The sequence below is a fragment of the Endozoicomonas sp. Z74 genome (genome assembly GCF_057680865.1).
On sequence record NZ_JBLYZI010000007.1, the window covers coordinates 45260 to 56341 of the forward strand.

At 52.9% G+C, this 11082-nt stretch carries 12 protein-coding genes and 3 tRNA genes; 6 read left to right on the top strand and 9 right to left on the bottom strand.

Annotated elements, in window-relative coordinates:
• Positions 1–37 precede the first annotated feature (37 nt).
• Positions 38–397, top strand: coding sequence for a helicase (locus ACNRUY_RS03245; RefSeq protein ID WP_488110206.1), 360 nt, complete (start codon positions 38–40; stop codon positions 395–397).
• Between the two features lie 11 nt (positions 398–408).
• Here the strand turns inward: ACNRUY_RS03245 and ACNRUY_RS03250 are convergent, their stop codons facing one another.
• Positions 409–1431 (bottom strand): hypothetical protein, encoded by a 1023-nt coding sequence (locus ACNRUY_RS03250; RefSeq protein WP_488110207.1) that lies wholly within the window; start codon positions 1429–1431, stop codon positions 409–411.
• Positions 1432–1714: 283 nt separating this feature from the next.
• On the opposite strand from ACNRUY_RS03250, the gene ACNRUY_RS03255 reads away from it, so the two are divergent.
• The 3 genes from ACNRUY_RS03255 to rsgA all read left to right on the top strand — a co-directional run bounded on the left by ACNRUY_RS03255 (position 1715) and on the right by rsgA (position 3245).
• Positions 1715–1801, top strand: a tRNA-Leu gene (locus tag ACNRUY_RS03255).
• Positions 1802–1853: 52 nt separating this feature from the next.
• Positions 1854–1940 (top strand) — tRNA-Leu (locus ACNRUY_RS03260).
• A 249-nt stretch (positions 1941–2189) separates the two neighbouring features.
• Positions 2190–3245: a ribosome small subunit-dependent GTPase A gene (gene rsgA / locus ACNRUY_RS03265; RefSeq protein WP_488110208.1), complete on the top strand. Its 1056-nt coding sequence runs from the start codon at positions 2190–2192 to the stop codon at positions 3243–3245.
• A gap of 371 nt (positions 3246–3616) precedes the next feature.
• Here rsgA and ACNRUY_RS03270 read toward each other — a convergent pair whose 3' ends face one another.
• Both ACNRUY_RS03270 and ACNRUY_RS03275 read right to left on the bottom strand, forming a co-directional pair.
• Positions 3617–4810, bottom strand: coding sequence for a Bcr/CflA family efflux MFS transporter (locus ACNRUY_RS03270; protein ID WP_488110209.1), 1194 nt, complete (start codon positions 4808–4810; stop codon positions 3617–3619).
• 260 nt (positions 4811–5070) lie between these two features.
• Positions 5071–5445, bottom strand: a complete 375-nt coding sequence (locus tag ACNRUY_RS03275; RefSeq protein ID WP_488110210.1) for a hypothetical protein — start codon at positions 5443–5445, stop codon at positions 5071–5073.
• 10 nt (positions 5446–5455) lie between these two features.
• On the opposite strand from ACNRUY_RS03275, the gene ACNRUY_RS03280 reads away from it, so the two are divergent.
• Together ACNRUY_RS03280 and ACNRUY_RS03285 are read left to right on the top strand one after the other, a co-directional pair.
• Positions 5456–5531, top strand: a tRNA-Thr gene (locus tag ACNRUY_RS03280).
• Between the two features lie 522 nt (positions 5532–6053).
• Complete coding sequence (locus ACNRUY_RS03285; RefSeq protein WP_488110211.1) at positions 6054–6695, top strand: hypothetical protein; 642 nt, start codon at positions 6054–6056, stop codon at positions 6693–6695.
• A 42-nt stretch (positions 6696–6737) separates the two neighbouring features.
• On the opposite strand, the gene ACNRUY_RS03290 is transcribed toward ACNRUY_RS03285, so the two are convergent.
• Genes ACNRUY_RS03290 through ACNRUY_RS03315 form a run of 6 tightly spaced genes read right to left on the bottom strand, consistent with a single transcriptional unit; the run spans position 6738 to position 11079 of the window.
• Complete coding sequence (locus ACNRUY_RS03290) at positions 6738–7475, bottom strand: DNA-methyltransferase (RefSeq protein WP_488110212.1); 738 nt, start codon at positions 7473–7475, stop codon at positions 6738–6740.
• 35 nt (positions 7476–7510) lie between these two features.
• Complete coding sequence (locus ACNRUY_RS03295) at positions 7511–8197, bottom strand: hypothetical protein (RefSeq protein ID WP_488110213.1); 687 nt, start codon at positions 8195–8197, stop codon at positions 7511–7513.
• Positions 8167–8877 carry a hypothetical protein gene (locus ACNRUY_RS03300; protein ID WP_488110214.1) on the bottom strand — a complete coding sequence of 237 codons (711 nt, stop codon included), beginning with the start codon at positions 8875–8877 and terminating at the stop codon, positions 8167–8169. Before ACNRUY_RS03300 ends, ACNRUY_RS03295 begins: the two co-directional genes overlap by 31 nt.
• Positions 8877–9398: a baseplate complex protein gene (locus ACNRUY_RS03305; protein WP_488110215.1), complete on the bottom strand. Its 522-nt coding sequence runs from the start codon at positions 9396–9398 to the stop codon at positions 8877–8879. Before ACNRUY_RS03305 ends, ACNRUY_RS03300 begins: the two co-directional genes overlap by 1 nt.
• Positions 9395–9979 carry a DUF4376 domain-containing protein gene (locus ACNRUY_RS03310; RefSeq protein WP_488110216.1) on the bottom strand — a complete coding sequence of 195 codons (585 nt, stop codon included), beginning with the start codon at positions 9977–9979 and terminating at the stop codon, positions 9395–9397. The genes ACNRUY_RS03305 and ACNRUY_RS03310 overlap by 4 nt, the downstream gene beginning before the upstream one ends.
• Complete coding sequence (locus ACNRUY_RS03315; protein WP_488110217.1) at positions 9979–11079, bottom strand: phage tail-collar fiber domain-containing protein; 1101 nt, start codon at positions 11077–11079, stop codon at positions 9979–9981. Before ACNRUY_RS03315 ends, ACNRUY_RS03310 begins: the two co-directional genes overlap by 1 nt.
• Positions 11080–11082: the final 3 nt, after the last annotated feature.

Here is an 11082-nt window from a genome sequence, read left to right on the forward strand (position 1 = left end):
AGAAGAATTACTCAAAAGACATCAGAAGGATTATGTTGTGAAGTTCAGACTGCTGTTATGGACCCTAGGCTTTATGATGAAGCGGGCCAGTCGCAAGAAACCGTCGTTCAGAAAAACCCTGGAAAACCAGGACCTCACCTTCCAGCTGAGCAGTCAGGACGGTGTCGCCCGCCACTATATCGTGAAAGACAACAGCGTGAAGCCGGTGTCCGGACCTGCCAAACAGCCCACGTTTGAGCTGTCCTTTTCCAGTGCCGCCAAAGGGTTTGAAATACTTACTGCCAGAAATGCCCAGGAAGCGTTTATGCGGGGTGTTCAGGAGAAAGATATTGTTGCCTCCGGCGACCTCAGCAAGATGATGTGGTTCCAGACCATGACAACAGCCATGAAAGGATAGAAGCGTCTTTTTTAACCAGGCGGTTTGCCGAGCAACCATAATCGCTCGGCATAACGCCCTGGCAGCCAGAGCGCCAGCGCCAGCAGAACAAAAAACAGCGCCTCGTGCATCTCGCCCCAGAAATATTCAAAGAACCGGGTGTACAGGTTGATTAACAGAAACGACAGCCCGAAGACTCTCATCCATTCATTATCGGCCTTCTGACCCACTGTCATGGCCAGAATACTCACCGCAAGCAGCAGAATACTCCATGGCAATGCCTGCCAATGGGTCAGAAACTCCAGATCAGGCTGATTGCCAAACAGGGTAAGCGCCCAGAGAGAAACAAACAGACACAACAGTCCTAAGGCCTCGGTAACCCGGCGCAAGGTATAAAGACGACCACGAATCATCATCGCTGACACCAGCAACAGAGCACCAAAAGCCCCATAACGCAGCAGATAATTCATACCCCAGTACATGGACTCCCATCCGGATTGGTAGCCGGTTTCCGTTCCAAACCAGGCCCCGAGAGCAACCAGACCAAAAAACCACATCAGCCGGGACACCAGCCACCCACCCAGCAACAGGTACACCAGAGAGGCCAGTAAAATCAGCAGGGAGAAGTGACCGGAACCGGTATCCAGAGCTTTTCCCAGAAAAAACACGGCAATGGCAATCCCTACCACTGCCAGAAAATAAATCCCGTCAAAAACCAGAACACGCTCAGGCGTCCGCTTCTGTACCTTTAGTCCAACTCCTACGAAAAGCGCTGCCAACACCATAAACCCTGCACTCTTCACACCATCCGGTGCATTAAACAAATGCTGGATTAATGCCATTAACTGCTCATCGGCCATTACGGCGGAAAGGGATGCCAGCACACAGGCCACCGCTCCCCAAAAGGCATAACGGGCCAGCAGCTGCCAATCAAAGGTTTTGACTTCCAGGGAGTCCGCCAACTGTCCGGCCTGCTCTGTTTCGATTTGCTGGTTCCTGATCCATTGATTCAGAACACTCTGAACCAGCTGATACTCTCTTTTGGATAACTTCATGCAGCCACTCTTTTGCAAATCATGTTGTGAATCCTGTTTACCGGCATTTTTCGCCCCCGTTTTTTATCTCCGGGCGCAACACTTTCTATCTTCATGATGGCTTCCTGAAACGGCACACCCACCCAACAAAAAGGCCCGATTAACTTCGGTTAACTGAAGTCAATTCACTTCAAGATCAGTAACACCCCCTACCCCTTGCCCTGGCTTATTTTAATGGTTGACAGCCTACCCGCTGATCTCTATCATGCGCCGCATCGTTGAGTAGTTAAACGGCAACGGCAAGGCCCAGGTGGCGGAATTGGTAGACGCGCTAGCTTCAGGTGCTAGTGTCCGAAAGGGCGTGGAAGTTCGAGTCTTCTCCTGGGCACCAAATCATTACGATTCATCCTTGCACGTTCAGCGTAATACAACTTGAAGATAATGCCCAGGTGGCGGAATTGGTAGACGCGCTAGCTTCAGGTGCTAGTGTCCGAAAGGGCGTGGAAGTTCGAGTCTTCTCCTGGGCACCAGATTCCCAAAAAAGCAGATCATTTGATCTGCTTTTTTTATGCGTATAATAAAAGCCCGACCAACTATTGCTAAATAGAGTTAAGTAGAAAATCTGCTGGAGGATATTGATGATTGTAGTCACCACTCACCGGGCAGGCACCGCTTAAAAAAGCCTTTTATTGCCCGGTCGTATGCCGGGGCGATCAGCACGCCCCTTTTTACCTGTATTTTGCTCGATGCCGTGTATTTTATCGGCGTCAGGGGTGGCTATGACACATTCAAAACCTGACTTTACCCGGTCTCTTCCAGCTCTGGGATGGAAACCTTTCTTTCAACAACAGCTGACGCTTGATGAGTGGGAGGATGCCATACCGGCACGCATTGTTGAGCTGCATCGCTCCATTGCCATTGCTCAAACAGAAGACAACCGCCTTTCACTGCCCCGGCTTGCCAGTATGCATGGACTGGCCGTTGGCGACTGGATTCTTTTAAATCACGAACAGCGTTTTCACCGATGTCTTGACCGGCAATCCCTTTTTGCCAGAAAAGCTTCCGGCAGCAAAGTGGACAGCCAGAACATTGCCGCCAATGTGGATACGGTATTTGTGGTCAGCTCCATGAACAATGACTTTAACCTCAGCCGTATTGAGCGCTATCTTGCCCTGGCCAATGAGGCAGGCGCAGACCCCGTAGTTGTGCTGACAAAAGCCGATCTTTGTGAAGACCCACAGGCCTATATAAAACAGGTTCAGGCAATGGACCCACTGTTGATGGTTGAAGCCATAAACGCTCTGAAACCAGACAGCACCAGTATTCTGAACAGCTGGTGCTCATCCGGTAAAACAGTCGCCCTGCTGGGCTCTTCCGGTGTAGGCAAGTCCACATTGGTGAACACCCTGCTGTGCAGCCAACCCCAACAAACCGGCAGCATCCGGGAGGATGACAGCAAAGGCCGGCACACAACCACATCCAGATCCCTTCACCCAATGCCCTCTGGTGGCCTGCTGCTGGATACTCCGGGAATGCGCGAACTGCAGCTGACGGATTGCGAACAGGGGATCAAAGAAACCTTTGCAGATATCCATGCCCTGGCACAGGAATGCCAGTTCAGCGACTGCCACCACAGTGGTGAGCCTGGCTGCGCCATTGCCAACGCCCTGGAACTGGGACGGCTTGATGTGCGCCGGTTTACCAACTATCAGAAGCTATTGCGGGAGCAAGCAGTCAACTCAGCGACCCTGGCCGAGAAACGGGCAAGAGATAAATCTCTGAGCCGACTCTATCGCCGGGTGCAAAACGAGTCCCGCCAGAGGAAAAAAGGATAAACAACACTGGTTACCTATAAGCAGCAAAAGTCTGCCGCTATCTATGGCAAATATCTCACACGTCTTATGGCTTTTTCCCGTCTACAAGACGTACGTACAAACCGTAATATAGAAACCGTCAGCTGAGACAGGAAGTCACCAAGCCAGGAAGGCAAACGGCTGACAGGCAAGGAAGCCCTCAAGGCAGGATGCTGACAGACAGGATGTCTGAACGCCGGGAAGGCAGCAGCAGGGGTAAAAGGATAGATTCAGGCAGGAAGCCTACAGGACAGGATGTCATCATCGACAGGACGTCGAAACCGTTTGAAGGCGAAGCAAAAACAGATCCAGGAAGGATCTGTTTTTGTTTATGGCCATGAAACACCAGCCAACTATCGGACAGTCACACGACCCGCCGCTGGCGCCAGTAAAAGCCGCGCCGTCATCACCACAAGCAGCGTCAAAACACAGAGAATAGCCGCCACCGGCACCTGGCTGGCCATGGGAATACTGGCAGAAACCAGGGTTACCACACCCGCCCCCAGATTCTGAGCCCCTCCCAGCACTGCACCAGCCACACCGGCATTTTCCGGAAAAGGCTCCAGAGCAGCGGTGGTTGCAGTGGGAAACAGCAACCCGGCCCCCAGAAAATAAACCGTTGCCGGCAACAGAATCACAAGAACATTCAAATAACCCATGAGCCCGGCCACCAGCATAGTGACCGAACCTGCAATCAGCATCACAATTCCGCGGATAACAATGCTTTCCATACTCAGGGACTGAGCCATCCTTCCCGCCAGCCAGGAGCCCAACAGATAACCGGGAATCGGGATAATAAACAGCACGCTGATCACCCTGGGGTCCAACCCCATCAAATCACCGAACAGAACTCCCGCCGCCGCTTCAAATACAGCCACACCGGCAAAGGTTGCCACCAGCGAGATCATAAAACCGTTAAACTGACCATTGCTGAGCACGTAGCGATAGCTGGCCAGCGGACTCATTGTCGCCTTTCCCGCCCCAGAATGAGTTTCAGAAAAACCACCACACACCAGCAACCATACCAGCACACCAAAGCCGGTCAGAAACCAGAAGCTCGCCTGCCAGCCAAACGCCGCCCCCAGAAACCCTCCCAGCATGGGAGCCATCAACGGAGTAAAGATCAGAGCCATACTGATATAGCTGTTGGCACGCTGCAGATGCAGGCCACTGTACAGGTCTCTCATCACAGTTCGAGCCATGACACCACCGACACCGGTACCCAGTCCCTGAATAAAGCTACCCAGCAGCAACAGCTCAAAGCTGTCGGACAAACTGCAAATCAGGGATCCGGCCACAAAAATCATCAGCCCGATCAGCATCAATGGTTTGCGGCCAAACCGGTCAGACAGAGGGCCATAAACAAACTGCGAAAGCCCATAGGGAATCAGATACATGGCAATAACCGCCTGGATACTGATGGGCTCTACACCAAGATCACCCGCCATCTGCGACATTGTGGGCACATAAATGGTGTTGGTAAGCTGCCCACAGGCCGTCAGCACGACCAGCACAAAAAGCACCTGAAAAAATCCCTGCTGTTTCATTACATCAATCTCACAATCCCGAATAGCCAATCCAAAAAGTCACACTTACAGCGAGCACACAGCCACCCCTTGGACGAAAGGAGAGGCCCTATCCAGTCGCGGCTCAGCCATGGACTGCCAATCAGCCCACGGAGGTTTTAATCAATAAAAAAGTCAGAATACGGTCCTGCCCGGAAGCTCTGAAAAAGGCTCTTCAGAGAGGCACAACCTGATCATCCGCTGTTTAAGGCGCAGTGAACTTGGAATTCACTGTTATTTCTTCACCGCACCCATCCGCCAGAACCCACTGGCTGAACAGCACACCTTGAAATCCGGACAAGACAGACGAACTCCAAGGTTAAAACACCTTTACAGGAGCGAATGTAATCTGCCCAATCCAAAGCAGCAATGGGTAGTTTTCCCCGCATCGCAAAAATATTACATAACCCTGAAAATACAAACACCTTCAGAAAAATAACCCAGATAATAGAAGAAAATCTAGAAAATAAACAAGAGCAAATACACCATGACATGGTTATAAAACTGGTAAAGAAAACAGTCGTTTTATAAAGTAACCTTTCAGGGGCATTCCCCAAAAGGCTGCTGTGTCCGGCACCCTGCTGTTGACAAATCCTTCCGGCATAAATATTATTCACCGCGTTCCTTGCCGGTATAGCTCAGTTGGTAGAGCAACTGACTTGTAATCAGTGGGTCCCGAGTTCGACTCTTGGTGCCGGCACCAAACAAAAGCCCGAAATGCCTATATTTACAGCGTTTCGGGCTTTTTCTTTTCTAGGTGTCACAAGGGTGTCACAGGCCAAAAACAGGCTTTTGTGTCACAAAAGTGTCACCACTCATAACGACCAGTAGCAAAGAAAAAACATCCCTTCAGCCCATTCTGTGCGGGCTCCGTCAAGATTTCCTTTTTCTTCTGTTGTGCAACCTCTTTGCACTGTTCTTCATTTCTCTGCAGTTTGTGCAATATGACTGACCTGGACATTGATATTTGAATCCCCTGTATTCTCTGGGCTGCAGCGATTGTTCTATCTGCACAAACCTTAAAAGCCATTGCATTTTTTGCCAAAAAGCCCGCAGGTGAGGTGGGGAGAAGGAGTGAATTTTTCCGGGGAGCGGGAGTTTTTCTGGGCTGGCGGGGAATTTTGATTCAGTTTTTGGGTTGTGATGCTGTACGCCAGTGGGCGTATTTTTTATAGATCAGCCAGCGTATATTGTGGGGTGATAATAAAAATGGAAGGAGGGCGTTATGTTTGCTGGTTTTCTGGGGCTGGTCGCCATTGTGGTGTTTGTCTGTTCATTGCTAGCCCATCGCAAGAAGAAAGAGGTCTGGAGGATTACCCCGGAACAGGCGAAACCGGGAATGGTTGTGGGTGCTGTACTTTTTGTCATCAGTGGCTTGATTGCCGATCCCCCACCAGAGAAAACCGAAGCGACTGTAACTGCCCAGCAGGAGCCCGCTTCTCAACCTGCGACAACAAATACAGATAAGTGTGCAAGGGCTGAAGCATCAATCACTTCGGAGCAACGGGCAAAGCTTGAACAGGCCTGGGGTAAGGCCCTGGCCGATCATCAAGGAAAGCTGGAACAGATATTTGAGGAAGCACGCCCTGACAACTTCAGAAAGTTTGCGGAAAGAAAAGTAAACAGCTGGCTACCACCGTTTGACTATAACAGCAGTAAAATGAGTTGTGGGTTAAAACAATACGGCAGGCCTCTGGATGAGGACCACCAGGAGATTTACCGGATCAGCAATGCGATGGTGGATCTTAATACCGTTTCTATTGATATGCAGTCTTTTTTGAAAAGCGGCGATGTGAAGAAACTGAGCTGGATTGATAACAAGTTAGCCGAAATATCGAATGTCTCTGAAAAATACCGCAATGAATGAATCTCAGCCGGGCACCCCGCCCGGCTTTTCCTCCTGCCAAACTCAAGCCACCCGATCCAGCCCGTTCAATCGTTCGGCAGCCACGTTGAAATAATGCTCCGTGTACTCAATACCCACAAACCGCCGTCCGGTTTCCAGGGCGGCTACGCCGGTGCTGCCTGATCCCATAAACGGGTCCAGGATGATGCCGCCGGGCTCCACAATGGAAATCACCTCTTTCATCACTTCCACGGGCTTGCCGGTCTGGTGAAACCGTCCCCCTTTGTTCACGGCACAGCTGGACATCCCCGGCAAACAACCTACACCACGGTCATGGCTGACCATGGGGCCTTTGCTGCCCCAGAGTACAAACTCAGCCGTCTGGCGGAACCGGCCCTTATTGGGTCGGGCGTTTTTCTTGTCCCACACATAGGCCCCGCGCCAGGAAAAACCGGCGGCCTGGAGAACATCGCTCATCACCGGGTACTGTCGCCAGTCGGTAAACAGGCAGACAGGCGCTCCCGGTTTCAGAATGCGGTAGGCTTTCGCCAGCCAGAGGGAGACCCAGAAACCAAAGCTGCGCTGGTCCCGGTTGTCTCCGGGAAAACTGGGAAACTTCGACTGAATGCCACTGGTGGTGTATTTGTTCTCTGTAGTCTGCACCCGGTCGGATCGGAACATACCGCCGGATGAATAGGGTGGGTCGGTGATGATCCCGTCAAAGGCATCATCGGGCAGGCTGGCCATAATCTTCAGGCTATCGCCCTGGTGAAGTTCGGTGCCGTTTACATCCTTTTTCATCATTACTCCTTTACGTCTTTTACTGCCTTCTTTCACTACTCAGTAATCGGATCAAGCCGACCGGATTTTTTGCTTTTAATCGCCGCACTCTTGCCGGAAATAGCGCTGCCTTCATTAGGGCCACCGATGCCGGGATGGGTATGACTGGCGATAATATCCAGGGCGTCGGCGGTGTCCTGCATAAAGTCTGAAAGTATCTTCAGCACGTTTTCCGAATCTGAACCCACCCAGGTCTTGGGGGATTTCATTAGCTGTTTGATGGCGGCCACGCTGTTGTGAATCTTGCCGATCTGCTGCCAGTTCCCCGCCTTGTCATAGCCCTGATAACATTCCTGGGAGTGTTGCCACTTAGCCTCCCCAGCATCCACGGCAGGCAGTTCCAGCCCCCAGGGAATCACCCCGCGAATATGAATCAGGTGGGGCAGTGCGTAGGAAAAGCAGAATTCAATAATGGCGCCCGGGTCGGGCAGGGCATAAAAGCCCCGGTGCTGGCCCGCATAGGGAACGGCCACGGCCACATCCCGCAGCAGTTCGCCTTTTTCCCGGAAGTGCTCGTCCAGGGGTTGAATGTCCACGGCGTGCAGTGGCTCATCATGGGTTGACGTGCCCCCGGCTTTGGGTGGATTGGCAATGCGCACCACCCTGCCCAGCATCGGTTTGTGATAACCGTTTTTCAGCTCAGGAAAGAGCCTCAATAAAATGCGTTTGATGGCTTCTTCCATGTGATCACCATTTTTTCCTGTTTCAGTTGCACTGCTGTGATGATGCCCCGGTTAAACTTCACACCCGGGCGCAGTGTGGGAATCATGGTCAGGCTGGCGCTGTTGTGGGCCATGTGCCCCGTAAACCAGTTATCAGGAATCGTAATCGGTCGTTTTGCCCACCGGCTATTGTCCCAGCTGCCCACATAGACCTTGCCATCCCCCTGCTGCTGCCAGATGTAGTTCGGAATCTGGTACACGTCGCCAATGGCGTCCATGGCCATATACCCACCTCCCACATGGTGGAAATAGGGCGAGATCCGGTTGAAGTGTTCCTGATTATTGGTGACAAACTGCAGGTCGGTGGCCTTGCTGATTCGGGTCAATACATCGGTGGCGCTCACCCTGCGCAGCCCCATGGGCAGGTCACGGTTCAACACTGCGGCCAGCTCACGGCAGAACAGCAGCTGTTCATTGCTGCCAACGGTGGGGGAACGGTCAATATAGCCCCAGAAATAGCGAACCGGTTTATCGCCTTCTGCGGTTTGCCAGCCCGCCAGTACTTCCACCACACCAGAAAGTGGCTTGTGTGATTTCACCTGCAGAGTGGCGCGCCCCGGGCTTTTGATGGATAGCCTGATATCGTCGTCAATCAGCCGGTACTCTTCACCGTTGACCAGTAGCCGTTTGATCAATCGCATCAGCCCAGAGCCTCATCGAATTTTTTCAGCATTTCCCAGATGGGGCCCTTCACCGGTTCAATGGGTGGGGTGGTCACACTGGCGACGGTTTCCCCCTCTGCGGCCTGCTCTGTAGCAGCGGGTTGCTCCTGCCGGGCTTCGATCTTCTCCGGCACGCTCAATACTTCACGGAGGGAAAAATTGACCTGCCACAGGCGCCGGGAGTCGTTTTCCGTGTAGGTGAAATTCTCCGTAAACCGTACCTGGCGAATATTCCCCGCCTGGGCCGTGGGGTTGACGATGTCATACACCTGCCGTTTGCCTGCGTTATCCAGAGCCCGGGCCATGGCAATCAGTCGGGTCAAGTCGCTGGCCCGGTCCTGGTTGATGGTTAAAGACACCGACAACGTCTGGGGTTTGATACCCGCTTCGGCGGTGTCGCTGGCGCTGCTTTGTCCACTGAGGTCTTTGTCTTCCAGGCGGAAATTGCAGCGCACCACCATTTGATGGCCGGGGACGTTCTGACCATTCAACTGCATCATGGCTGCTGGTCCTCGGGAATCCAGATGGACTCCTGAACCCGTCCGGCTACTTTTGCGGCCCGGCGCAACTGGTCAGCAGTGACCGTGGCCACAGTGTTATCCGCCAACACCCAGGTGGCGGTTTCGTCGGGAGTATCCGCCAGCACCCAGGCCCGGGTCATGCGCACCTGGCTGGGTTCATCCCCATCAAACACCATACCGTCAATCTCCACGGTGATGGCATCCACCGCCGCCTGGCGTTCGGCTTTCCATTTTTCCCGTTCCTGGGCTGCCAGTTCTTCTTCTGTGGGTGGTGGCGGGGCGTCCAGAGCATCTTCAGGCGGTTCAATCCCCAGCTGGTCGATGGTATGGGCGCTGCCATCGGGCAGGTAGTATTGATGCCCCCGGTAATCCGCCACCTGCTCCCAGCCATCCAGAGTGGCATTCACGACAACGGCCCGATGATCTACAGGCTCCGGTGGTTCCACGGGCAGAGTGTTAGGGGGTGGAGACAGGTACTCCCCAGGGCGTGCCGGGTTCGGTTGGCAGAGCACAGGGTTCAGGTATTCGCCGTTTTCGGTGTTGTATTTAAAGACGTGCATTAGATCACTCCGTGATAGATGCAGATCAGTGTGGTTAGAGAATTGGGGCGCGAACCAGAGTGATCATCGGCAGGAATGGTGGGGACAACGCTGGAAGCATCAAAAATCAAATATTGCTCTGAATCTGTCGTCGATACGACTGTTTCTCCAATAGTCCTGTTTCCGCCCGCCAGTCCTCCCGATGCAGCCAGGGCACCGCTGCTTTTAGATGAGCTAAACCCGTTTAAATATGAGTGAGCCTTGAGTCCTGTGGAGCCTGTGATATTCCGGATCGCATCTGACTGGAAATCCCCAACAGAACGATTACTTGAACCCTGCCCCCGTAAAAAATCCGGTGCATCTTTCAAAATAATGTCGTTACCAACAACGGTAATAAACCTGCTCCCTGAGCTGGCCAGACGTTGATAGTCATTCACCCCGTTAGGGATCGTTGAATTGTCCAGGGCAAAATACCCCGGTGGCGGTGTGTCAGTGGAAAAAAACGCCAGTTCCCCAGGTGTTGGCTCAACCTCTTTCTTTTTTTCTTTCCACCACTGCTCCAGCCCAAACGGGGATACAAACAACCCTTTCAGCAATCCCGCCAGGGTCTGGTCTTTGGTGGCCTCCCGGGTGATGCCGTATACATCCGTTGTCGCCTTCTCATAGGCAAACTGCCAGGCGGCAGCCTCCACGGTGATATTGGTAATGGCCGCTGCATCGTCATAAACCAGCACCGCATTACGCACCATGGGCTGGCCGCGAATACTGTTGCCGGTATCCGTGGCGATTTTCGGGGTGTCCGGCACGGTGATGATCTGGATCACCGCATTGCTTTCACCGGTGGCCACGGTGTACAGCGTATTGAACGTAAATGGTCCTACTGTGTCGTCCATATAAAGGGAGTAATTCACCATATCCGGTGACATATAGCCGCTTTTGGTTACGGCGGGTTCATGGACGATCTGGTTGGCCGGTGGCAGCCCCCGATCCGGGTCGATGGTGGCGCTGGGGTCTTGTCCGGGAATATAGGCCAGCACAAACTTATCCACGGCCAGATGGGTGCCGCTCCCCTGGTGCTGGGCCAGCAGACTGCGGCCCACTGTTGTTAATCGTTCCGCCATTGC